This is a genomic window from Undibacterium sp. Ji22W, from assembly GCF_049340305.1.
In the GTDB taxonomy this organism is placed as follows: Bacteria; Pseudomonadota; Gammaproteobacteria; order Burkholderiales; family Burkholderiaceae_D; genus Undibacterium.
In genome coordinates, this window is record NZ_JBMPOU010000002.1 from 1,128,997 (window position 1) to 1,151,328 (window position 22,332).

Genomic DNA, 22,332 nt, shown 5'->3' on the forward strand with positions numbered 1-22,332 from the left:
GATCTCACCATGAATCAACATAAAGCTACTGCAATTCTCTTCGTTTGCATGGGCAATATCTGTCGTTCGCCCACCGCCGAAGGGGTATTTCGTGGCAAGGCGGCAGCAGCGGGTTTGCAGGATCGGCTGCAGATCGATTCTGCAGGTACGCACGCTTATCATGTTGGCGAAGCACCAGACTTGCGTTCGCAAGAATATGCCTTGAAACGCGGTTACAATTTATCGACACAACGCGCGCGCCAGGTGACGAAGAAGGATTTTGAACAATTTGATCTGATTCTCGCGATGGATAAAGACAATTTGAACAACTTACAAAGACTTTGCCCAGCGCAGTTCCAACATAAATTGAAATTGATGATGTCGTACGCCAGTCATAGCCCGTCTGACGTGGTACCTGATCCTTACTATGGTGGCGGACGCGGTTTCGATACCGTGTTGGATTATTTGGAAGATGCGGCAGAGGGATTGATGAAAGCGCTTAAAAGCGAGTGACAAAGTGTGAACATTCTCCACTTCAAGGCACAGGGATCTATACAAATCCTTCGACATTATGAACGAAGAAGAGTCGCGAAATAGCAGTAAAGTATGGCATTCCTGCGTAGGCAGGAATCCAGTGACGTTTGTTGAGAAAGTAAAGATGCTGGGCTCCTGCCTACGCAGGAGCGACGATATTCTTGCTCAAATCATGCGCATCTTCGCGCTCCAATTACCAGCCCTAAGGAATCTGTAAGCTACTGATCGTCTGTGCCACAAAATCCACCGCAGTCGCTGGTGGCGCAACGATATTTTTTGCTGTAGGCGGCAATACATAAAAGCTATTGGTGACCCGTAGTGTCATACTCGCAGCTGCCTGATCTTTGGCGATCTGCAAGTGCAAATCGACGCCTTCGGCAGGCATAGCGTGCACACTGGTCGCCCATTTTTCTTTCGCTTCTTTAGTTAATACCAAGTCTTGTAAGCGCGCCGATAAAACACTGCCACCTTCAACTTGTATTCTGGCGTTATTCGCTTTGTCTGGACTACTGATATGGATGGTGATTTCACGCTGCTCACCGACGATCTGGTCCGAAACCAACTTCAAGACCGGTGCCGAGATACCAGCCTCGGGCGCTGGCTTTAACCAATACACCCATTCGCCACGCGGAACGTTTTTGCCGAATAATTCTGGTACGGCACGGTGTTCAGGGTTGCCAGATAACATCGGTAACAGCTGGGTGTTCACTTCCTGTTGCGGCGTCAGCCAGTAGCTGAGTTGGCTTTGTGGCATGGCGACATAGACTAACTGTGGTGGAATCGGAAACTCACGATGGAAAGCGGCTGTCGTGAACGCGCCAGCGATAATGGCGACGACGCTAATCAGCAAAAAATAACCTGCCCGTAATTCTTGCAATATCCATTGCCAGAGCGGTGTTAGTAGACTCAATAGGATGATGAACAAAAGCACTGGAACGCCGATGGAATGGAACCCCAAAGCAATATTGAACAGTAGCACCAAAGGTGCGAACAAGACGATACCCACCACGCTACCTGCACCTATGATCCAGACATAGGCGGTTTTCTCTTCCCCTATTTTGCGCACATTGATGACCAGCCAGGAAAGCAGAACGCCACATAAAGGCCAAGCAAATAAGAAACTAGCTCCGGGGAAACGCGCACTCGTCAGCAGCAATATTACGATCCAGACTAAGGCCGCGCCGTACGCCCATTCTTGTAGACGTATCCAGCGACTGGCGGCTTTTTGTAATAATCCGAATCCCAGTGCGCTGAGTAATAACATGGCGAGCAGATAAAAATGGCCAGTGTCTTGATCATGCATTTCCATATACGCAGGATACATGTGGAATACCAAATTCCACACCTTTTGGACGACATAGCCAATTGCCAGCAGCGCAAGCAACAAACCGACAGTCGCGCCCAAAGTTGCCAAACTACGCACTTGTCCGTTCTTACGCGCCAACCAAAAACACGCAACACCCAGCGCGCTGATCAATAAGGCAATCGGCAAAGCATAAGTGACGGGATAATGCACCAAACCCAGCAAAGGGAAACTAAAGTACACATGGTCGTCCGCGGTGAGTTGAGTCAAATCCTGATTACCAAAATGCCGCACCAATGCCAGCATCATTTCCCCTTGTTGCTGCTGCGAGGCCGGACTAATTAATTCAGAGCGATCATAGCGGGTGTGATAGCTGGAAATATTTTGTATCATCGCAAAATTCAAACCCGGTATTCCTTGCTTGCGAAATACCGTAAAGTCCGTGTCGTTCGGCAAGGCTTTATACACTTCATACATCATAGAATTACTGATCACGCCTGGCACTGCTTGTGCCAGACCTGCGATCAATTGGCCATTGCCTGCTGATGGTTCAAACATCAACACCGGCCCCGCATTGCCGCGATTATCGAAATTGAGCAACATGCCGACGTCTTTCATCCATGCATGGTCTTTCGCGAAGCCAGCCGCGCCGAGCAAACCAACTTCTTCGGCATCGCTCAACAGACAAATCACGTCATTGGCTAGAGGGGCTTGCGATTTCAAGACACGCAAAGTCTGCAAGATAGAAATCACTGAAACCCCATCATCGCCCGCACCAAAACTATTTGGCACCGCATCGTAATGCGCGACCAGCAATAAGGCTTTTTTACTTTGATCCTGCGTAGCATTGCGACCCGGTAGCCGCACGACTATATTTTGTACCTGACCACTTGCCGTACCTTTTTCAAAGCTGGCGAAACTGTTGTGGATTTGCGGCTCCAAGCCCATGGCTTTGATTTCTGCCAACAGATAGTCGCGTACCACGTCGTGCGCAAGACTACCGACCGGATGCCGCTCGCGCGTGATTTCATGCAATTGGGTTTGCGCCGCCTTTAAAGAGAATTGATTCGTAGCCGGCGTCGTGGGTATCAGCGCGGATGCGGGCGGTTGCACGCTGGATAAAGCAAAGCTGATCAATAAAAACAAGGTCAGTAGCACGGCGATCAAGGTGTGCTTGTGTTTGGCAGTAGCTGGAAAGAAGAATGACATGAAAGCTCCCGAAGAGTGGTGCATGCATTCTGACCCAAATACGACTGCTTGCAAATTAAGTTTCGCTCAGCTAGCTCTCTTCGAGGATTTCTAACAACAGATCGCCTTGCCGATGCATTTGTTGTGCTGACATGTGCGCGCTGGTCGACATCGCCGCCGCAATCAAGGCCATGTCATGAGCACTGATTTCAAATAGACCAAAGCGGAACTGATAGCCCCAATTCTTCTTCCCGCGTGAAAATTCTAATTGATCTAAGAGTGGCAAGATCGATGTGGGCTGCGAGCTCAGCCAAGCGACATCGCGTCTGAACGGACAAAACCCTGGTGCCATCTCGACTTGATACGGCGCACCTTCGCGCACCGTCCCTATTGCCGTAAAGTTTTGCAATTTGTTTTTGTTACCAAGCGCTGTGCCCATCGTCTGTGCTGGGGAATAATAGACAACGCAATCGCCTGGCTGCAGGCGCCGCAAAGGTCCTGCTTTACCGTGGCAGACTTGCATGAAGCCTTGTGCATGGCCGATCGCTACATGATCGGCACACGCGACAGCAATCCAGTATTTCATGACACGCCTCCGTACTTAATTGTTGGCAGGGGCAAATACACGTAAGCGATGTCCGTCAGGATCGAGTCCCACAAAGGTATAGCCAAAATCCAACACAGTTGGCGTCTGCGCTAAATGGATGCCGCGTTCTTGCCAATCTTGTGCCATCGTATCGACGACCTGATTATTCTCAACAGCAAGCGCCAGCTCATGGCTACCTGCCGCCGCGATGGCAGTTGGCAATACCATGTGCTTCGCCCACAGACCAAGCATGACGCCGGAATCTAAGGCAAACATAGCAAAAGTCGGTGAGCTTTCAATTGCAGCGGTACCAAGTAAATCGGCGTAAAAGTGGGCGCTGAGCGTTGGATTTTCAACGTAGAGCAAGATGAAATTTGGATGTGGCATGGTTTTCCCAATCAACAAAAATTAAGGTGAATTCACACCGCGATTGGTGTGAACTAGCTTTCATCATATTGGGTGCTACTGTCAGATTCTGTCAGTAGTGATGCCTTCGATAGCGCGCCATTCTTTCAACAGCGCTTGGCGGCGTTTGGGGTAACGCAGGTCATAGACTTCAAACGCTTCGATACGATCGCTGCGAAAGTGTCGTATCTCTTGTCGCAGTTCGCACCAGGCAATTAAGACCCGCACGTGTTCAAAATAGCCTAGTGCAAACGGCCAAATCATGCGCTGACTTAATTGGCCTTTACCGTCTTTATAGCTTAGAAATATCTTGCGCTCATTGCGGATCGCCGAACGTAACAGCGGCAAACCGGTGTCGATATCGGCCTTAGTCTGGTCAGGTCCTGCGAGCAGGGTGGTCGTATCTAATGACTCACGCAAATCAGCAGGTAAGACGGCTGCAATTTTATGCAAAGCATTGCGCGCCGCAACTGCCAGTCTGTCATCGCCACGATCCGCCACCCACCGCGAACCCAACACCAGCGCTTCGATCTCTTCTTCTGAAAACATCAAAGGCGGCAACATAAAGCCGGGTTTGAGTACATAACCCAAACCCGGCTCACCAGCAATACTCGCCCCTTGCTCCTGCAAAGTCGCAATGTCGCGGTACAAAGTACGCAAACTAATCCCCAATTCCTCCGCTAATTGCGTACCAGTCACCGGAAAACGATGACGACGTAAGATTTGGATCAGATCTAGTAAGCGTTGAGCGCGGGACATGGTTTTCTACACTTTTACCTATACGGAAGCAATAGTGTAGCGTACTCATCCGCCTATCCTGTCAAAAATTGGCAGGATGTGAGGATGTATCCATATGGACTTCCCCTAATTCAGTAGACATTTAATAACGTCAAAAACTGAGAAGGAAGTGCATCATGAGAAAAAGTCGATTTACCGATGAATTTAAAGCTGAAGCGATCAAACAGATAAAGGAACGTGGTCATAAGGTGGTCGATGTAGCGCAAAGGTTAGGTATCTCAGATAAGAGTCTCTATCTATGGTTAAGGCAAAGTAGCGGAAAGCAATCGATAGCGTCAAACGATGATGTTGTTGCTTTGAAGGCCGAAATGTCACGTTTAAAAGCCGAGCTAAAAAGAACGACCGAGGAGCGAGATATCCTAAAAAAGGCCGGGAAGTCAATTTGGCAGCGATGATTTTGCTCGCTGTTGTAAAGAGCATCAACTTGTTCCAAGTATGAGTCGACGTGGGAATTGTTATGACAATGCAGTTGCTGAATCCTTCTTCAGTAATCTAAAGAAAGAACGTGTCAAACGAAAAATCTATGCGACAAGGGAAGAAGCACGATCAGATATTTTTGATTGCATCGAAGTGTTCTACAATCGCAAACGGCGGCATAGCTATCTCAATCAAATGAGTCCCCTAGCATTCGAGCAACGCCAATTTGGAAGTTAAGTGTTGTCTACGAAATTAGGGGAAGTCCATAGTACAAAGAGCGGATTGTGAGAATAGTCACTATGAACTTCGATATTTGCCAAAAATCCAGAAACTGGAATTCACACACCAATTTACAAACCGCACAATGATTGTCGATTTAACGAACTCCAACTTAAGTGCTTTACTCTCGAGGAAACTAGGTGCTTCCATCACAGAAATTCAATGTTCTAAATTGAAGCTGCGTCTGCAACTGACTACTTATGAAGCCGCTGGCAATGGATTAATGAAATCCGTGACCAAGTGGGTATATTTATTTTCAGATGGGCAGTTTTCTAAGATTCAGGACGCTAAGAATTGACATTTCAAATTTATAAAAAAGGGGGAGGTAGCATCGCATCCGTTAACTACTCACTTAAATCATAAACACAGATTCCATACGTTTAATTTCAGCCGCTGCAATTTGCAAACTCTTCGCTTCTTCCCGCCAAGTCTGCACAGCACCGAGTACCTCATCAAGAATGGTCGCCGCTTGTTGTTCGTTCAGACGGTAAAATTCATAGGTAGAAACAACTGCTTCTAGCGCATTTTCTGGTGTCGTTGCGATACCCAGATGTAAGCTGTGTTCGCGCTTTGCTGGATTGGGATTCATATCGAAGGCAGGTGCAAGTCGCCAGCCTGAATCGTCTCTTAAAAATCCGTGATTGCGCAGATGATCGTCTCTGTTTCCAATGGCGACATTAAACACAAGCCGTCTAAATAGTTGTGCTAAATCGGTTTCGATAGAGCCGCGTGCGCCGTGTTCTGTGAGGACTTGAGCGATGTCTAAATAGCTGCCGGATTCACCATCTTGTTTGCCCGTCATGGTCATGGCAGAGGCATACATGCGGCGTTGATGATTAAGTCTGTCAAACCGTTGCACGCAGAAGGTGTGATACTGAGAACCGAGTTGCTCGACTCGGGCATGGGGAACCTGAATGCGAGCGTTGTTTGCCAGGCGGTGTGCCAGATATTCCCATTTTCCTATGTCGTAGCGATCTTCCTGTGCGGGGAACTTGGCAATCCACAAGCTATCATCGATGTCTTGAAAATTGGCTTTTGGTCGCGCGCCACCGAGCGATGAGCCTGGTGCCATCAGCATCGCCAGCCATTGCTCGTATTCTGGTAGAGATTCAATCCCAACTTCTTGTATCCGTGTTGCCAATGCTTGTAATTCACGTAGTTGACTGACAGGCGGAACGGCAAATTCTGCGGCAGCAATAAAGCTACCTTGACCATCCTGAAATTGTAAACCGCCCATGCGAGAGACATCTTGTACTGCGAGTAAAAAATCGATGTCAAATAATGTCTTGCTGGTTCTTTTTTCTTTGATGGCGTTTAAAGATTCTCGGCGTTCTATCAAGACGCGGCCCCACCGATCTGGTGCAGAATCCCGAAAGATGCCTGCGAGTGTGCCGCGAACTGGATATTGATGTCCACTGACCAGTGGGAGATAAGGATCGATCGCATAGGCATCTTTGTGCTGCAGCCATGTGCTTTCATAACTAAAAGAGGCTGGCGCATCTGTGTGATCAGAAATCCGTAACTCTCCTATCAATACTGGCTGTATGAAGCCAACATCATTTAACCAGACTTTTACAAGAGTAGACGGACTTGCCATGTTTATCCCTTATCGTCTGATGAGGGCTTATTTTTATATTTCGCCATGATTTGATTGATTAAGGATGGTGCATTTACCTGAAAAGTATTTTCAGTCACGCCAGTATTGCGGGGTAGTTTTAATGTTGAACTGATGCTGCTTCGCTTAGATTTTGTAGCTAGGCTTACATCTTGTAGTTTGCGCCCCAATACATCCTCATTTGCTAGGTGATCGATATCGTGCGCCAAGCCTAACGTTTGTAGTGCACTTAGATACGAGCCAAATGCAACAGTGGGATCACCGTTTTCAACCCTACGCAAGGTTTCTCTTGAAACACCCATACGCTCAGCAAACAAGGTCGTGGTGAGCTTACGCCGTAGTCGGGCAAGACGAATGCGTTCGCCTAAGGCCGTCATTTGAGCGGTTTGGTTTGGATAAAGAGTGAGAGATTTTTTTGCCATGATGACTTATATCGTAGGCAAAATAATTAATTTTGTCAATTATATGAGTCAATTGATGAGATTTTTTAAATCGCTTAGAATATTTGTGCCACATAAAATAGGCAATTAAAACATTAATGCTTATTTTATGTGGCATATTTTTTACGACTTAAGTAGGAAACTTATTTGGGTAACCTATGCAGGCAATTTATCTGTCAGCATAGGGTTTTCCACTGTAACTGCTACCGTACTTGGTTTTCCCAACTCCCTATGCATCACATCATGCTGCAATTCACCTTCCCAATGCGATACGACGACAGTCGCAATCCCGTTACCAATGAAGTTGGTGAGGGCGCGCGCTTCTGACATGAAGCGGTCGATGCCCAGGATCAGTGCTAAGCCAGCAACAGGAATCGTTGGTACGACCGCCAAGGTTGCGGCGAGGGTGATGAAACCTGCGCCGGTCACACCAGACGCGCCTTTAGAGGTCAACATGGCGACACCTAACATGGTCAATTGCTGGGTCAGCGTGAGTTCGATATTTAAGGCTTGCGCTACGAACAAGGCGGCCATCGTCATGTAGATGTTGGTGCCGTCCAGGTTGAAGGAATAACCTGATGGCACAACCAGACCGACGACGGATTTTGAGCAACCCATTTTTTCCAACTTATTCATCAAAGGTACTAAGGCCGACTCTGAAGAAGATGTACCCAATACGGTGAGTAATTCTTCTTTAATATAGGCAATGAAGCGGAAGATGTTAAAGCCCACGAGCATGGCGATCGACCCGAGGACGATGATCACAAATAGGGCGCAGGTCAGGTAGAAGCTGCCCATCAATGCGGCCAAAGGTTTTAAAGAGGCGAGACCGTATTTGCCGATGGTGAAAGCCATGGCAGCACCAGCACCGAGTGGCGCCAATTTCATAATGACATTCATCATGCCAAAGAAAATATGTGAGGCTTCTTCGATGAAAAGATGGACAGCTTGGCCAGTTTTACCCATACGCATCATGGCGTAACCAAATAAGACGGCGACTAACAAGACTTGTAATAGATCGCCAGAACCGGTAAAGGCATCAGTAAAAGTTTTAGGAATGATGTGGAGCAAGAAATCAACCGTGCTTTGATCATGCGCCGCCTTGGCGTAGGTGGCGACGGCTTTCGCATCGAGTGTGGCTGGGTCAACGTTAAAACCCGCGCCAGGACGTATAACATTGACGACGATTAGGCCGATTCCTAAGGCCAGTGTCGATACGACTTCAAAATAGATTAAAGCCTTGCCACCAACGCGACCGACTTTTTTCATATCACCAGCACCAGCAATACCCAGCACGACGGTACAGAAAATCACGGGGCTGATCAGCATTTTGACCAGAGCGATAAAACCATCACCGAGAGGTTTTAGTTTGACGGCATTGGTAGCGTCGAGGAAGCCGAATAGACCGCCACAAAAAATGGCGAGTAAAACCCAAAAGTAAAGATGCCCGGTGAAGCGTTTCATGCTTGTCTCCTGATAATTGTGACCATGTTGAACATGGTGAACAGGATGATTCGTCACATCAAACAAGGTATTGCCGAACGATCCTTGTGCCCATTATCAGGAGTGGCGCGGGCAGCGTCTATTGTGGATAACCGCATTGGGGTTTTCCCTTAGAACCCAATTTTCCGCAACTCAAACCTCATTCTCCACAGTTCATCGCTTTGCACTGGCAACGGACTATACGCCTCGATACAGTGCACTCCTCAACGCAATTTCTGCACACAATTAACTTAATTAGGAAGACTTACCATGCGTACTATTTTTGCACTTTGCTCGATTTTAGCTTTCTCTGGTTGCGCCATTATCATCGCACCAGACGGTAACGATGCCCGTTTTGAATCCGCCTGGAGTAGCAATGCGATTAAAGGAAACGGCGATGTTACAAGCGACAAACGCCAGGTGAATGGCATGACTGCATTGAACGTCAGCGGTCCACTGCAAGTCGAAGTCAGAGTGGGTGCCGCGCCGTCTTTGGAAATCATCGGCGATAGTAATTTGCTCAACCTGGTACAGACTCAGGTCAGCGGTGAAACGCAAAAAATCTGGATCGACGAAAAATTTAATAGCACTAATCCTATTCGTGTTGTATACACCGTACCAGCTGTGACGGAGATTACTTCCAACGGCTCTGGCCGTTTGATGGTGAACGGATTGAACGGTGGCAATTTAGCGGTACGTAACAATGGTTCCCGTAGCGTGAATCTGGATGGTAGCGTGAGTCGCATCGACATCGTGAATACTGGCTCAGGCAGCATCAATGCCTTAGGCTTGATGAGTAAAGATGCAAAGATTAATTTGCAAGGTTCTGGTTCTTTGAACCTGGGCGCAGTAAATGGCAATGAATTGGCAATCACCGTGAACGGTTCCGGTTCAGTCCATGCCAGTGGTAACGTACGCAATCTGGTCGCACAGACTCACGGTTCTGGTTCGGCAGATCTCTCTGCGGTGAAGAGCTTGAGTGCGGATTTGAATAGTTATGGCTCTGGCTCTGTGACGGCAGCAGTGTCACAAAATGTAAATGCGCAAAGCAATGGGTCTGGTAGCGTCAATGTGTACGGCAATCCGGCACAACGCAATGTGAATGGCCGTCGGGTTAATTTCATCAACTGATGTTTTAAGTCTTCAGGTAAGTCAAAAAGGCGACAGCAAGTTCTGTCGCCTTTTTGCTTTTTTACTACTACGTTATTGGCGTATAGAAGATTTTCAGGCAGTGCTAGGCCATGAATTGTGACAGGCATATCTGATGCTTGTTACAAGTTCTTACCAGTCGCCGCTAAAAGTTACCAAATACGTCGTGCATTTTGCTGATGCTGGATTTATGCTAAGACTTCATTCTGAATCTTCAATTTGATGGAAACGCATAATGCCAAATAACTTCCCAAGTATGCAAAGGGTGCTCTCGCTCAGTTTGCTATTGACGATCGGTGCCTGCAGTCATCAGGCCAGAACGCCTGAACAAGCAGGATCTGCTGCGCCACCTGAAAGCATGGCTGCGGTGAGCGTTGCGCGGCAAGTGCCATTGGCGGCGACACAGTTTTTCCAACAAACACCCGTCGATTCCTATGCCTTACTGGAAAGACTGACCTGGGGCGGGACTAGTGCAAGCCTCGCGCAGCTTAAACAATCTGGCCCAGATGCTTACCTGATCCAGCAATTGCAAGCTCGACAGGCGCAGTTGCCGGTCGCGATTCAAGCGCAAATTGATGCGATGACGATTTCGCAAAAAAACTTTGTGACGATGATGCATGAACTCGATCAACAACGCGAAGCCTCGGCCAAGATGAAGGGAACTGACGATAGTTTGCGCAAAGCCTATCAACAAGAATTGACACGAATTGCACGTGAAGCCGCAGCGCGTTCTACTTTGCGCGCCGTGTATTCATCGAATCAGCTATTCGAGCAAATGGATTGGTTTTGGATGAACCATTTCAATATCTCCAATCGCAAAGAAAATTTGCGTGCAATGTTAGGCGATTTTGAGGAAAGCGCGATACGTCCACATGCCTTAGGAAATTTCCGTGACCTTCTACGTGCGACCATGCTGCATCCAGCGATGTTGCGTTATCTCGATAACGAACATAATGCTGTGAATAAAATTAATGAAAACTACGCACGTGAATTATTAGAGTTGCATACCATGGGTGTCGGCAGCGGTTACACCCAGACTGATGTGCAAGAATTGGCACGCGTACTGACGGGATTGGGCGTCAATCTCAGGGCTGACAACGCGCGTCCTCGGGTGCGCACCCAGGTTGGTTATGGCCGACTGGGATTGACCGAATTCAACCCCGCCCGCCACGATTTTGGTGACAAGATGATTTTAGGCACGAAGATCAGCGGTAAGGGGATTGCCGAACTGGATCAGGTCCTGAATCTGCTCACACGACAACCCGCAACGGCGACGTTTATTAGTCAAAAACTCGCGCAGTATTTTGTGGCAGATGAACCATCCGGCGCTCTGGTGCAACGCATGGCGGCGCAATTTTTAAAGACTGATGGTGATATTCCCAGCGTCCTGCAAACCATGTTTGAGAGCCAGGAATTTGTCGCTTCTTTAGGCAAAAAATTTAAAGACCCGATGCACTATGTGTTGTCCTCGGTACGCTTGGCGTATGCCGATAAAGTGATTGCCAACACGGGACCGATACTCAATTGGATCAACACCTTGGGGCAGCAAGCGAATGGTCATCAGACCCCTGATGGCTATCCACTGAAAGAAATGGCATGGGCCAGCCCAGCACAGATGACGGCACGTTTTGATGTGGCAAAATTGATTGCCCGTGGCGCGCCAAATTTATTCAAAAACGATGAACAAGAAACCACTGCTGAACATCGTGAATTAGCCAAAAATAGTTTCGCACAAAACGCCTACGTTAAGAGTATCAGTAGTCGCTTTAGCACTAGCTCGCAGGAAGCCTTGAGCCAGTCCTCTTCAGCACAAGAGTGGAATGCGTTTTTGCTGGCAAGTCCAGAGATGATGCGTCGTTAATTGATTTTCATTTAATATTTTTTTCAGGCAAAACTATGATGAACCGTCGCACCTTACTCAAGACTTTCGCTGCATTGTCGGCTACATCGTTTAGCACACAATTATTTGCAGCCCCTGCTGCCCAGCAGCGTTTTTTGCTGGTATTTCTGCGCGGTGCTTACGATGCCAGCAATGTGGTGATTCCTACCTCTAGTAGTTTCTATTATGAGTCCCGTCCGAATATTGCGATTGCCAAACCGGGCAGTGATCCACATGCGGCGTTGGCGTTGAATGCAGATTGGGGCTTGCATCCGGCGCTGCGCGACACAATTTATCCACTGTTTCAGGCGGGCGAGGCGGCCTTTATTCCATTCGCTGGTACTCACGATCTATCGCGTAGTCATTTTGAGACGCAGGATAGTATAGAAATGGGACAAGATCTGGGTGGTAGCCGTAATTTTCAATCGGGTTTCTTGAATCGTCTGGCTGCACAGCTAAATGCTGGCAGCGCGATGTCCTTTACCGACCAATTACCTATCATTATGCGTGGCGACACCAAGGTCGCGAATGTGGGCTTGCTCAAAGCAGGCAAGAATAGTTTGGACGAAAGACAAAGCAAAATTATTGCGCAGATGTATGGCAATACCAAACTTGAGTCGCAGGTAGAAAACGGCTTCGCGGTGCGGGGTGAAGTGGTACAAAATATGAAGGCGGAAGACGCCGCTCGACAATCTATGAATCCGACTATGGGTGCGAGTGCAGGTGCGAATGCAGGTGCGAATAACGACGGTAACCGTGATGCGATTTCCAGCAAAGGCTTTGAGCTAGAAGCGAGGCGCATAGGCAAAATGATGCGCGACAAGTATGCCTTAGGTTTTATTGATATCGGTGGCTGGGATACGCACGTCAATCAAGGCGCTGCGACCGGTGCATTAGCGAATAAATTGGAAGAATTAGGCCGCGGCTTAGCTGCATATAAAGCAGAAATGGGCAGTATGTGGAAGAACACCACAGTCGTCGTGATCAGTGAATTTGGCCGTACCTTCCGCGAAAATGGTAAGCGTGGTACCGATCACGGTCATGGAAGCGCGTATTGGGTATTGGGTGGCGGTGTAAAAGGTGGCCGAGTGGTGGGCGAACAAATTGCCCTGACGCCTACCAGCTTATTTCAGAATCGGGATTACCCCGTCCTAAACGAATATCGTAGTGTTTTCGGCGGCCTTTTCGCCCGTGCGTATGGCTTAAATGCAAAGCAAGTCGATAGTATATTTACTGGTGTACCAGGGATGGATTTGGGTTTGTTGTAGTGGACCTTGCTGCCAGTGCGCAAACAACATTGGTAGCTGGCAACTTTCGTAGGCTGCGCTTTACAAGTTGGGTTCGACAATTGACTTGCCGCTGTCGATGCGAACTGTTATGTTGTTGAATAGTGCAATTTTTCTATTTTCAACATGGGAAGCATATGAAGCGTATGAAGCAGAGGATGTTGCAGCGAACTATTCAACACTTAGCGAGCGGCTTAAGCATGATTGCATTAACGACTTTAGGACCTATCGCTTTGTCTGCATCCGCCCAAACTTCCCTGCCATTAGAAGTGGCAGATCAACATCCCCTGGTAAAAGTGTTTAAGCCCTGCGTCAGTGCCGTCGGATTAGAACATGATTTGCCATTAGCGAATCCGGTTCCAGACTTGAGCGGCCCCGGACATTTGTATCAGCTCAATGATGTTGGCCGCATTCGTGATGGTTATCGTCATTCCTTGTACGTGAGTGCAGATCAAAAGCAAATTTACATCGTACAAATTGGCGGTTTTGCGGGGACCCATAAAGTATTTGGTCCTCTGAATCCTAAAATGCATTGCGCGAAGCCAGCAAAAAAAACGGCGACTAAGAAATAAGCCCTTGTCGTCAACAAGCAATCGATAGGCTGACTCATCATCCTGCAGATGTCAGCGTCGGCTTTTCGATAGTGGGTCTGAGCGCCATAGATGTAAGGCAGAGAATCCAGTAAGATAGCAAGCATGATTCATTCGTCACTGTGATTTTTTGCCGTGCTTTTTAAAGCTATCTGCCTATGTCTTCCTCTATAACACTAACACCACAGTTGTCACTGCAGTTCCGTCGCGCTACTAGCGCTGACGCCGTCGCCCTGGCCGCTCTGGCTGAACAGACCTTCATCGAAACCTATTCAGAGCAAAATGAGCCCGAGCAAATCCGCGTACATTGTGCTCAAAATTTTGGACTAGACCAGCAAACGGCAGAAATTGCCAATCCTGATTACGCCGTGATTTTGGCGTATCAAGATCAAGATTTGATAGGTTTCGCCCAAGTCGTAAAAAAACCAGCGCCCGAATCAATTGATGCGGAAAATGCGGTCGCCTTGTATCGTTACTACGTCAAGCGAGAATGGCATGGCAAAGGGGTCGCACAACCCTTGTTAGCAGAAGCTGAGAAAGCAGCGCTGACTTTCGGTGCTGACTATTTGTGGCTAGGCATGTGGGAACATAATGCACGTGCCTTGGCATATTACCAAAAAGTGGGTTTTCAACACGTGGGATGGATGGACTACCAATTCGGCGATATTATTGAACGTGATTATGTGTTGTTGAAGCGTTTGTCATTCGCAGAATAAGTTCGCACTCCAGTTTAGTCGTCGATAAAATTTACCGAAACCGATGGCCCCAGCGGAACCTGCGCCTCCTCATATTCACCTCGATATGCACGTCGGCTCAACACCATCACGATAGCGTCTACCATGGGATTGTGGCACAGCGCCATGGCGCGTTCGTAGCCCGAATGCAGAGGCATATGTACGAGATTGCCAGCAGAATCACGTGTCTGTTCGGCATCCGTCAGGTAAGCATGGGCTCCTTGCGACACATATTGTTGCCAGCATTCTTGCGCTGCTTTTTGGGCACTCAGATCACCGACAAAAATGCAAATCGGAATACGCCCTTCATCTTTCAATAGAAAGTCAAAGTAAGTATCGAGATGCCGCAATGAAATTTCGCCGCCACCGAGTAGTGGGGAGTAATTAATTTCATTGAGAATCGCATGATTGGTATACCAAGGCTGGGTAATGTCGTCGGAAATAATATCGACTCCCGCTACCTGTAATCCGAATAGACGCGCTGCCAAGATCGCAATTCGCCTATTCTCGGGATGAATGCGAAGACTCACGTCTTCATCTATGCCGCCCCATTCTGTCGACTCGATAGGGCGCAAGGGAACGACACAATTCAATACCACAATAGAGTCCGGCTGATACCCCGCCTTATATACACATTCCAGTGCAATCGCATCAAGTGTGGGAAACGGCGGCGAATTCCAGACAGGATTATTCTGTTGATCCATCCGTGCTTGTTCGATTAATTCTTGTACTGTCTTTACGCCGTCGCCTTTGATAGAAATAGGCCAGCGTTTCACGGCATACAGGAGTTGATCGCCCAAAATAAAGAGACGATGGCAAACGCCGTTGACTTGTTTTTCTACCAGAATTTCGCCACTTTTTGACTGTTGCTGTGCTACTTCAAAAGCGCGTAAGGCACTCGCTTCATCGTTGATGTTGACGCTAACACCTACACCACCTTCTCTATCATTTGGTTTGATCACTAACGGCCAATCGAGCTGACGACAGGCGTCGGCAAGTTCTTGTTGACGCTGTATTTTTATGTGCTTGGCAGCGGGTAGACCGGCAGAAAACAATATTTGCGCGATTGCTGTTTTACTGTGCGACAAGCGAGCACCAATAGCCGAATCTTGATCGGTGCTACTACGATCAAGTCGCCGAGAGCGACTTCCCCAACCTAGTTGATAAATGCCGGTGCTCAAATGCATAAACGGGATATCACGCTCATAAGCCTTGCGTAGAACAGGCATCGTCGATTTGCCGACTTTCAATTGCGCGTGCAATGGCGTGATAAACGATTCCCGGAGTCGACCAAAAATCAATCCGGCATTCTCATCGTTGAATTCCGTCTTGGCAAATTTGTTACACGTCTCTATCGCCGCCGAGATACTCATTTGGTAGAGCTTGATCGGTATATGTTCAATTAACGGTAACGCCACCAAGGACTTCGATTTTCGGTTGTCAGGATCAATGTGCGCATGTTGAATAATCATCGGTGAATCAAAAACTGGCAGACGACAAAGCTGTAGCAGTTGCTGCGCGCACAGCACAATTCGCGCTAACCATGATCGCGAGGCGAAGTCATGGCGCGATTCTGAAGCGGCGATGCGGCTAATCATTTCATGCAATTCAGAGGCCTCAACATCGAGGAAACTGGTCAACCATTGGTCAGTTTGCGCAAGATCAAGCACGACCTGCATTTGAAAATTCACTTCGATCAATTGACTTCTTTGTTTGCGTGTCGCGGTAGTTGCATTCATGATGGATAGCGTAGTGACTTTGAAACGAGGGTGAACTGATGCCGTGTTTGACATGCTCAATGAGCCGTTAAGCACTAGACTTTAAGAATACCTGATTCGAAGTTCCCCACCCAAGACTTTTTTCAATGGCAGGTGTTTGATTTGTTTCATCGTATATTCATTCTCCTGAGGGTTCAGTAAGTCAGATCGCCGTTAAACCCGCACAAGCGCCGTCAATCATTGTTTTTAACCTAAGCATAAAAATAGCTTTTCTGTGTGTTAGGATCTTCGACCAAATCTATTTTGATTGATACCAATGAGGGTAGTTCAGATGAAACGTTACTTAAGTTTGCTTTGCATGGTGTTGGCGATCGTCGCTTGTTCAAAACCGGAATTAGCAGCAGATATGTCATCAGGACTCACGCCGAAGTCAGCAAGTCAAACAGCGCGCTATCTGGCCTACCAGCGCATAATTTACCTAGAAACTGAGGAGCACAAGGTCGCAGGCGTATTCGCCGCCATGATCGCCGCCTGTCGTGATACTCCTGCCTCGCCCTGTACAGTAATGGAATCGAAATTGAATAGCGGTCGCTCCGTTTTTGCGACGATTAAATTTCGTGCAAAACCCGAAGGTATTCAACAATTGATGTCAGCTTTGCGTCAGCAAGGGGCGGTTGTCGATCAATCGACCACGGCGGAAGATTTGGCTGCACCGATTGAAGATAGTGCGAAGAAACTGGCGATGCTGTTGGATTATCGCGGCAAACTGGAGGCACTGCGCTTACGTGCCAGCAATGATGTCGACGCTTTGATTAAAGTAAATCGCGAGTTGGCGCAGGTGCAAAGTGAGTTGGAAGAGATGGAAGCTAAGAAAGCTCATCTGATGCAAAGAGTCGAGACAGAATTATTGACGGTGACTATCACCGCACAGGGGCAAGGCGGTTTCTGGAAACCCGTGCGTCTGGCTATTTCCGATTTCGGGCTTAATTTGTCGCAAGGCGTTTCCATGACCATTACGGCATGTGCCTATTTGGTGCCTTGGCTTTTGATGTTAGCGCTGCTTGTTTGGGGTATTCGAAAAGTTTGGCGTCGACGCACACCGCGCGGATAGAATTTAGATAGGCTATTTGCTTTGATGATGTCCGTCGGAATATTCACTAGAGCATCAACATTGCCTATTCATAAAATACTTACTTGTCGTAGCAATAATTGGCGTTCAACAAACCGGTGACAAAGCGATGACGATTCTATTAATGTTGGTTTATTTCGCGATCGTATTTGGTACCGGTTTGTACTTGGGATCGCGTGCTCGTAGCAAGTACAAAAAAAGCCAGCTTGGATGGGGTGGATTGGCATTGTTGTTACTGCTCGTCTTTGCCTTGTTGGTGTCAGCGCACGCGGGGGATGAAAAGTTGACCTATTTGTGGGGCGCTCTATTACTATTCGCTTTGCCCAGTTTGTTGATCTTGGCGCTTGGCTTTGCGCTTGGTCAACGCTTGGGCAAGCCTTAGTTGAGTCTTAGTTGAGCCTTAGTTGAGCCTTAGTCGAGCCATAATCAAGTCTCCCCGCACGTTCTGATCGAAGCAAAATCATCGTCTTATTGAGCGCATCAATAATCGTCAATCAATCAAAATCCATTGCTGCAGTACTTTCTTTAAAGCTGCCTGTTTATCGCTTAAATCATCCATTCCCGTCAGTACCACACTGGCACGGTCTGGTGCGAGCCATCGACAGAGAGAATGGGGGTCGTCAATTTGCAGCCCCGCTTCTGGGAGTGACTTTAGCTTCGCCCCCAAATGCAAAATGATACCCACGCCCTGTTTTTCGCGCAGATTGATCGTGGCAAAATATTCCTGGGTACGAAAGCTGGGCGCATTCCATTTGATACCTTCCGCAACTTGATCCGACAATGACAAGAATAGATCACGTAAAGAAGCGATCACTTCTTTGTGTGGGTGCGCCAAGTTCAGCATAAAAACATCCACCGCTGCACTGGTGTCATTGCTTGTCTGGTGTTTGATTTTGCTCATCGCCTTGCCGTCTTGGTGTTGATTCGTGACTTTATACAAGAATCTCGTGACGCCATTCTTGTATTGCCTTGATGACCCATGCACTGTCGTCTAAAGGTAAATCATGTCCGGCATGGTCATGTATTTTTATTTCTGCTTGCCATTTTTCAGCAAGGGTCTGCGAACAATGGACGTCAACTAGTTGGTCGAGCTGGCTGGCCAATAGTAAGGTCGGTGTCTTCGGGGCCTGTTCGGGTGCTTGAAATTGCGATGCCGCCCGTAACTGGCGCAGAATATTGCGACGTTTGATCGGGCACTCACGTGCATAGTGTATCCATTCATCAACGATTGCACGGGCGCTTATTGGGTCGTGCATCTGGCTGGTGAGCTGGAAAACCAGCGCTTCACGGTGGTGGGTGTTTCCAAATATTAAGGTACGCAATAAACGTGGATAGTTTTGTGGACGTAGGCGTTGATAAAATGGATTGTGAGGCGCTAGACTGGTATTGATCAAAACCATTGAATTAAGATCGTTGGGATAGCGTTCGGCCCACGCCACCGCCACCATAGCACCAAGTGAAATTGCCATCACATGGTAAGGTGGAGCAAGGGATTTTGCCAACAATTGTTGACGACAATATTCGGCCATTTCAGGAATCGTCGCTAGGCTGGATTGTTCGCAAAGCACGCCGTTGCCAGGAAAATCAATGCAAATAATATTCGCATCTCCCGCCACTTTTTGTAACTGGTGAGGGAAAGTGCCCCAGTGGCGCGATTCGCGCATTAAGCCACGTAATAAAACCCAGGTCGTCATTGTGCTAGCCTCATCCGCGATACCAGCGCGCGACGGCTCGCTCTTGTAGACGACAGCGCTGGGGGCCCGTACTTAGCCAATTCTGATAGCCACAACTCGCCCTTACGAGGAAATCTAACCAAGACGCATGACGCCGCAATACCCGATGCAAGCGATGTTCTGCAGTTGGATTGAACATACCGTGACGTGAGAATAATTGTCGAGGATTTTTTTTCACCCATAGCCATGAACCCATTTCTAAAGTTAATGGTAGAAAAGTATTGGCGACTGTCGTCGAAGAAGGCGTCGAGGCTAGCGCTTGATGCTGTAGATAGAGATAGTCCCAGATATCGCCGTGGGTTTTGTATTGCAGGCTTTGTGGCTCGAACAGGTAACGGTGATGTGGATGTGTTTCTTGAAACAGTTCTTCAAGCCGTAAAATATCCGCTAAATGGGGAATCGGATGTTGACTATGCGCATGCGGAAACCAGACTCTATCGACCAGGCCAAAACCGGAATGACAATCGATGGCCATACTAAATTTACGATGTAAGAGTTCTTTTTTAACCACACTACAGAGTGCCTGATTTTCAATTTCCATGTCGTCACCACTGGTGCCTCGATACCACGGCAAGTGGGGACTTATCCGGTGACCACCCAGCAGAAAAGGCACTTTGCCATGGGCTTCGATAGGCGCATTGCGCATCAGGTCGACCCCATTCGGATTGGCGCGGGTGGATTTCCACATGCCGCCAGGGTTGACCAATGGCATAAACACCAAGCGCACATGCTGCAAGAGTTGCTGGAGACTTTTATCCCATGCTAGCTGCGATAGCAAACCACGCAAATAACTGAGTAATACTTGGGTGCCAATCCGCTCTAAGCCATGAATACCCCCAAAAAAACCGATCGCGGGTAGATCCGGATCGGGATTGCCGAGTGCTAATTGATAGACAGGAAATCGTTTATGTTTGACTTGCACTTCGCACGCGATGTTGACCTCGAGATGGTTTTTCCCGATGTGTATCAGACGTTCAAGTTCTAGTAATTCTGGGAGTGCAGGCATATTTGATGCAGACTTTCAGAAACATGCAAGACAGAGGACTAAAAGTTAACCTAAGTCAAGCATGCTAGTGCAGTCATCCTGCGAAAGCAAGAAGCCACCGAAACTATGTGGGCGTAAGAGGCATTTTCACCACTGCGCTAACGTAGCATTCAAGCGCAGTCATGGCTCGCAACAAACCTCGCAACAAGCGGAACAGGTCTGGCAAGGATTGGAGCGTTCCCTCTAACAAAGGTCATTAATAAGTAATAATCAATTCATAGTATTAAGAGCTTCTTCACTCAGGAACTCTCTATGAAAATTCAACATACTCGCCGCCAATTCATTCGCCAATTTGCGGCTTCCACTGCGGCAGCTTCCACTACCCTCGCGCTGACTGCTTGCGGTGGCGCTGGGATTGCGCCTGTCTACGCTAGTTTTGAACACGGTATTGCCAGTGGCGATCCGTTGAGTGATCGCGTTATTATCTGGACCCGGGTCACACCTTCGCTTAACTATGATGGCAGAGATTTTGAAATAACGTGGCAAGTTGCCAGCGATGATCAATTTTCTAAAATCGTGAAGTCCGGTAATGTCGTGACAAATGCAGGTCGCGATTTCACGGTGAAGGTGGATGTCACGGGTTTGAGTCCGAACACGGTCTATTTTTATCGGTTCAATTTTGATAGCCGCATTTCCCCAGTGGGTCGTACCAAGACGCTGCCCGTTGGCAATGTGCAGCAAGTGAAATTGGCGGTTGTTACTTGCTCAAATTACCCAGCAGGTTACTTTCATGTGTATGCAGAGGTTGCGAAACTCGCGGATATCGATGCAGTGATCCATCTTGGCGATTATATCTATGAATATCCACGCGATGGTTACGCTTCCCAGGATGCTGCCAGTCTGAATCGACTAGTCGAACCTAAAACGGAAATTATTACTTTGACTGATTATCGCAGCCGTTATGCGATTTATCGCGCTGATAGTGATCTGCAAGCCGTGCATGCCAAACTACCCTTTATTACGGTGTGGGACGATCATGAGTTTGCGAATGATACTTGGATCGGTGGTGCAGAAAATCACGATCCAGCGACGGAAGGACCGTTTAGCGCCCGCCGCGCCGCGGCACTGCAAGCCTATAACGAATGGATGCCTATCCGTTTGCCAGATGCCAGCAAAAATGATCGCATCTATCGCTCATTTGATTTTGGCAATTTGGCCTCATTGCACATGTTGGATACACGTTTGATTGGCCGTGATAAACAACTTTCCTACACCAATTATATTGATGCAAGTGGAAACTTCGATGCCGTCAAATTTGGCACTGATATGGGTAATCCTGCACGTCAATTGATGGGGGCTGAACAGACAAATTGGTTGCAATCTCAATTCACCAAATCGAGTGCGGTCTGGCAAATTCTGGGCCAACAAGTACTGATGGCGAGAATGAATATTCCTGCGCCTTTGGTCTTGGGTAAAATTAATTTTTCTGATTACACCGCGCTCCTTGGTAAAGCCCAGTTAGCACCAGCTACATTGACTGCGACTGAAAAAGCGATATTGGCGCAGCCAGCGATTCCATATAACCTTGATGCTTGGGATGGTTACGTCGTTGCGCGTGAAACGCTATTTGCTACTGCCAAGGCTTTGGATAAAAACTTCATTGCGCTAGCTGGGGATACCCACAATACGTGGGCGAGTGATCTCAATGATATGGGTGGCAATGCGATAGGTGTTGAGTTCGGCGTGACCTCGGTGACATCGCCAGGCTTTGAGGAGATCTTTGCCAAGGAAGACCCTGCTAAAGTCGCAGCAGGTTTGGAACAAATCATTGAACCCTTGGTCTATGCCGACACCAAGAGTCGTGGCTTTATGATCGTCACTGCAACTCCAACGGAAACACGTGCTGAGTGGCGTTATGTGAGTACGGTGAAATCAAAAACTTATACCATGTTGAATGGGAAAAGTTTGAAAGTTTTACCTGGTAAGGCAAATCGTAAGTTGTTGCCAATCTGATGTTAAGCGATACGTATTGAGAAAATCAAAGCAATATCGTGCGAGAGAGGTTTTTTTGTCGGTAGTTGCTTTTTGTTCGGTTGGGAGATT

At 47.9% G+C, this 22,332-nt stretch carries 21 protein-coding genes and 1 pseudogene; 11 read left to right on the forward strand and 11 right to left on the reverse strand.

The features are described from left to right. The first annotated feature begins 9 nt into the window (after nucleotides 1–9). Nucleotides 10–492 carry a low molecular weight protein-tyrosine-phosphatase gene (locus ACO0KW_RS11605; RefSeq protein WP_423053233.1) on the forward strand — a complete coding sequence of 161 codons (483 nt, stop codon included), beginning with the start codon at nucleotides 10–12 and terminating at the stop codon, nucleotides 490–492. A 223-nt stretch (nucleotides 493–715) separates the two neighbouring features. On the opposite strand, the gene ACO0KW_RS11610 is transcribed toward ACO0KW_RS11605, so the two are convergent. From ACO0KW_RS11610 to ACO0KW_RS11625, 4 genes are all read right to left on the reverse strand, one after another. Next, entirely contained in the window at nucleotides 716–3,025 is a 2,310-nt protein-coding gene (locus tag ACO0KW_RS11610) for a M28 family peptidase (protein ID WP_423053234.1), read from the reverse strand. Nucleotides 3,026–3,095: 70 nt separating this feature from the next. After that, nucleotides 3,096–3,590, reverse strand: a complete 495-nt coding sequence (locus ACO0KW_RS11615; protein ID WP_423053235.1) for an EVE domain-containing protein — start codon at nucleotides 3,588–3,590, stop codon at nucleotides 3,096–3,098. 15 nt (nucleotides 3,591–3,605) lie between these two features. Further along, nucleotides 3,606–3,977 carry a VOC family protein gene (locus ACO0KW_RS11620; RefSeq protein ID WP_423053236.1) on the reverse strand — a complete coding sequence of 124 codons (372 nt, stop codon included), beginning with the start codon at nucleotides 3,975–3,977 and terminating at the stop codon, nucleotides 3,606–3,608. 81 nt (nucleotides 3,978–4,058) lie between these two features. After that, nucleotides 4,059–4,754 (reverse strand): helix-turn-helix transcriptional regulator, encoded by a 696-nt coding sequence (locus ACO0KW_RS11625; RefSeq protein WP_423053237.1) that lies wholly within the window; start codon nucleotides 4,752–4,754, stop codon nucleotides 4,059–4,061. A gap of 155 nt (nucleotides 4,755–4,909) precedes the next feature. Here ACO0KW_RS11625 and ACO0KW_RS11630 point away from each other — a divergent pair, with 155 nt between their 5' ends. Further along, the gene (locus ACO0KW_RS11630) at nucleotides 4,910–5,188 is read left to right on the forward strand and encodes a transposase (protein ID WP_423053238.1); all 279 of its coding nucleotides are present in this window, start codon (nucleotides 4,910–4,912) and stop codon (nucleotides 5,186–5,188) included. After that, nucleotides 5,166–5,447 (forward strand): annotated as a pseudogene (locus tag ACO0KW_RS11635) (IS3 family transposase); the annotation flags it as partial. The gene ACO0KW_RS11630 and the pseudogene ACO0KW_RS11635, both read left to right, overlap by 23 nt. Before the next feature lie 394 nt (nucleotides 5,448–5,841). On the opposite strand, the gene ACO0KW_RS11640 reads toward ACO0KW_RS11635, so the two are convergent. From ACO0KW_RS11640 to ACO0KW_RS11650, 3 genes are all read right to left on the reverse strand, one after another. Next, nucleotides 5,842–7,086, reverse strand: a complete 1,245-nt coding sequence (locus ACO0KW_RS11640; RefSeq protein WP_423053239.1) for a type II toxin-antitoxin system HipA family toxin — start codon at nucleotides 7,084–7,086, stop codon at nucleotides 5,842–5,844. Nucleotides 7,087–7,088: 2 nt separating this feature from the next. After that, complete coding sequence (locus tag ACO0KW_RS11645; RefSeq protein ID WP_423053240.1) at nucleotides 7,089–7,526, reverse strand: helix-turn-helix domain-containing protein; 438 nt, start codon at nucleotides 7,524–7,526, stop codon at nucleotides 7,089–7,091. A 174-nt stretch (nucleotides 7,527–7,700) separates the two neighbouring features. Further along, on the reverse strand, nucleotides 7,701–9,008 hold the full coding sequence (locus ACO0KW_RS11650; protein WP_423053241.1) for a dicarboxylate/amino acid:cation symporter: 1,308 nt from the start codon (nucleotides 9,006–9,008) through the stop codon (nucleotides 7,701–7,703). A gap of 288 nt (nucleotides 9,009–9,296) precedes the next feature. Between ACO0KW_RS11650 and ACO0KW_RS11655 the strand changes: the two genes are divergently transcribed. The 5 genes from ACO0KW_RS11655 to ACO0KW_RS11675 all read left to right on the forward strand — a co-directional run bounded on the left by ACO0KW_RS11655 (nucleotide 9,297) and on the right by ACO0KW_RS11675 (nucleotide 14,646). Continuing rightward, the gene (locus ACO0KW_RS11655; protein WP_423053242.1) at nucleotides 9,297–10,157 is read left to right on the forward strand and encodes a head GIN domain-containing protein; all 861 of its coding nucleotides are present in this window, start codon (nucleotides 9,297–9,299) and stop codon (nucleotides 10,155–10,157) included. 253 nt (nucleotides 10,158–10,410) lie between these two features. After that, nucleotides 10,411–12,036 (forward strand): DUF1800 domain-containing protein, encoded by a 1,626-nt coding sequence (locus ACO0KW_RS11660; RefSeq protein ID WP_423053243.1) that lies wholly within the window; start codon nucleotides 10,411–10,413, stop codon nucleotides 12,034–12,036. 38 nt (nucleotides 12,037–12,074) lie between these two features. After that, the gene (locus tag ACO0KW_RS11665; RefSeq protein WP_423053469.1) at nucleotides 12,075–13,322 is read left to right on the forward strand and encodes a DUF1501 domain-containing protein; all 1,248 of its coding nucleotides are present in this window, start codon (nucleotides 12,075–12,077) and stop codon (nucleotides 13,320–13,322) included. 155 nt (nucleotides 13,323–13,477) lie between these two features. Beyond that, nucleotides 13,478–13,912: a hypothetical protein gene (locus tag ACO0KW_RS11670; RefSeq protein WP_423053244.1), complete on the forward strand. Its 435-nt coding sequence runs from the start codon at nucleotides 13,478–13,480 to the stop codon at nucleotides 13,910–13,912. Between the two features lie 176 nt (nucleotides 13,913–14,088). Next, entirely contained in the window at nucleotides 14,089–14,646 is a 558-nt protein-coding gene (locus ACO0KW_RS11675; protein ID WP_423053245.1) for a GNAT family N-acetyltransferase, read from the forward strand. A 14-nt stretch (nucleotides 14,647–14,660) separates the two neighbouring features. Here ACO0KW_RS11675 and ACO0KW_RS11680 read toward each other — a convergent pair whose 3' ends face one another. Then, on the reverse strand, nucleotides 14,661–16,403 hold the full coding sequence (locus tag ACO0KW_RS11680; RefSeq protein WP_423053246.1) for a hypothetical protein: 1,743 nt from the start codon (nucleotides 16,401–16,403) through the stop codon (nucleotides 14,661–14,663). A gap of 310 nt (nucleotides 16,404–16,713) precedes the next feature. Here ACO0KW_RS11680 and ACO0KW_RS11685 point away from each other — a divergent pair, with 310 nt between their 5' ends. Together ACO0KW_RS11685 and ACO0KW_RS11690 are read left to right on the forward strand one after the other, a co-directional pair. Continuing rightward, complete coding sequence (locus tag ACO0KW_RS11685; protein WP_423053247.1) at nucleotides 16,714–17,493, forward strand: DUF4349 domain-containing protein; 780 nt, start codon at nucleotides 16,714–16,716, stop codon at nucleotides 17,491–17,493. A gap of 127 nt (nucleotides 17,494–17,620) precedes the next feature. Beyond that, entirely contained in the window at nucleotides 17,621–17,893 is a 273-nt protein-coding gene (locus ACO0KW_RS11690; RefSeq protein ID WP_423053248.1) for a hypothetical protein, read from the forward strand. Nucleotides 17,894–18,001: 108 nt separating this feature from the next. Here ACO0KW_RS11690 and ACO0KW_RS11695 read toward each other — a convergent pair whose 3' ends face one another. The 3 genes from ACO0KW_RS11695 to ACO0KW_RS11705 are packed head-to-tail and all read right to left on the reverse strand — an operon-like array spanning nucleotide 18,002 to nucleotide 20,250. After that, entirely contained in the window at nucleotides 18,002–18,412 is a 411-nt protein-coding gene (locus ACO0KW_RS11695) for a DUF1801 domain-containing protein (RefSeq protein WP_423053249.1), read from the reverse strand. Between the two features lie 31 nt (nucleotides 18,413–18,443). Next, nucleotides 18,444–19,205 (reverse strand): alpha/beta fold hydrolase, encoded by a 762-nt coding sequence (locus tag ACO0KW_RS11700; RefSeq protein WP_423053250.1) that lies wholly within the window; start codon nucleotides 19,203–19,205, stop codon nucleotides 18,444–18,446. Between the two features lie 10 nt (nucleotides 19,206–19,215). Further along, nucleotides 19,216–20,250: a M14 family zinc carboxypeptidase gene (locus ACO0KW_RS11705; protein WP_423053251.1), complete on the reverse strand. Its 1,035-nt coding sequence runs from the start codon at nucleotides 20,248–20,250 to the stop codon at nucleotides 19,216–19,218. Nucleotides 20,251–20,541: 291 nt separating this feature from the next. On the opposite strand from ACO0KW_RS11705, the gene ACO0KW_RS11710 reads away from it, so the two are divergent. Continuing rightward, entirely contained in the window at nucleotides 20,542–22,242 is a 1,701-nt protein-coding gene (locus tag ACO0KW_RS11710) for an alkaline phosphatase D family protein (RefSeq protein WP_423053252.1), read from the forward strand. The last annotated feature ends 90 nt before the right edge of the window (nucleotides 22,243–22,332 follow it).

Bases quoted from the DNA above. Each gene is read 5' to 3' on its own strand.
- ACO0KW_RS11605 (WP_423053233.1), top strand. From the start codon at position 10: ATGAATCAACATAAAGCTACTGCAATTCTCTTCGTTTGCATGGGCAAT.
- ACO0KW_RS11610 (WP_423053234.1), bottom strand. From the start codon at position 3,025: ATGTCATTCTTCTTTCCAGCTACTGCCAAACACAAGCACACCTTGATC.
- ACO0KW_RS11615 (WP_423053235.1), bottom strand. From the start codon at position 3,590: ATGAAATACTGGATTGCTGTCGCGTGTGCCGATCATGTAGCGATCGGC.
- ACO0KW_RS11620 (WP_423053236.1), bottom strand. From the start codon at position 3,977: ATGCCACATCCAAATTTCATCTTGCTCTACGTTGAAAATCCAACGCTC.
- ACO0KW_RS11625 (WP_423053237.1), bottom strand. From the start codon at position 4,754: ATGTCCCGCGCTCAACGCTTACTAGATCTGATCCAAATCTTACGTCGT.
- ACO0KW_RS11630 (WP_423053238.1), top strand. From the start codon at position 4,910: ATGAGAAAAAGTCGATTTACCGATGAATTTAAAGCTGAAGCGATCAAA.
- ACO0KW_RS11640 (WP_423053239.1), bottom strand. From the start codon at position 7,086: ATGGCAAGTCCGTCTACTCTTGTAAAAGTCTGGTTAAATGATGTTGGC.
- ACO0KW_RS11645 (WP_423053240.1), bottom strand. From the start codon at position 7,526: ATGGCAAAAAAATCTCTCACTCTTTATCCAAACCAAACCGCTCAAATG.
- ACO0KW_RS11650 (WP_423053241.1), bottom strand. From the start codon at position 9,008: ATGAAACGCTTCACCGGGCATCTTTACTTTTGGGTTTTACTCGCCATT.
- ACO0KW_RS11655 (WP_423053242.1), top strand. From the start codon at position 9,297: ATGCGTACTATTTTTGCACTTTGCTCGATTTTAGCTTTCTCTGGTTGC.
- ACO0KW_RS11660 (WP_423053243.1), top strand. From the start codon at position 10,411: ATGCCAAATAACTTCCCAAGTATGCAAAGGGTGCTCTCGCTCAGTTTG.
- ACO0KW_RS11665 (WP_423053469.1), top strand. From the start codon at position 12,075: ATGAACCGTCGCACCTTACTCAAGACTTTCGCTGCATTGTCGGCTACA.
- ACO0KW_RS11670 (WP_423053244.1), top strand. From the start codon at position 13,478: ATGAAGCGTATGAAGCAGAGGATGTTGCAGCGAACTATTCAACACTTA.
- ACO0KW_RS11675 (WP_423053245.1), top strand. From the start codon at position 14,089: ATGTCTTCCTCTATAACACTAACACCACAGTTGTCACTGCAGTTCCGT.
- ACO0KW_RS11680 (WP_423053246.1), bottom strand. From the start codon at position 16,403: ATGAATGCAACTACCGCGACACGCAAACAAAGAAGTCAATTGATCGAA.
- ACO0KW_RS11685 (WP_423053247.1), top strand. From the start codon at position 16,714: ATGAAACGTTACTTAAGTTTGCTTTGCATGGTGTTGGCGATCGTCGCT.
- ACO0KW_RS11690 (WP_423053248.1), top strand. From the start codon at position 17,621: ATGACGATTCTATTAATGTTGGTTTATTTCGCGATCGTATTTGGTACC.
- ACO0KW_RS11695 (WP_423053249.1), bottom strand. From the start codon at position 18,412: ATGAGCAAAATCAAACACCAGACAAGCAATGACACCAGTGCAGCGGTG.
- ACO0KW_RS11700 (WP_423053250.1), bottom strand. From the start codon at position 19,205: ATGACGACCTGGGTTTTATTACGTGGCTTAATGCGCGAATCGCGCCAC.
- ACO0KW_RS11705 (WP_423053251.1), bottom strand. From the start codon at position 20,250: ATGCCTGCACTCCCAGAATTACTAGAACTTGAACGTCTGATACACATC.
- ACO0KW_RS11710 (WP_423053252.1), top strand. From the start codon at position 20,542: ATGAAAATTCAACATACTCGCCGCCAATTCATTCGCCAATTTGCGGCT.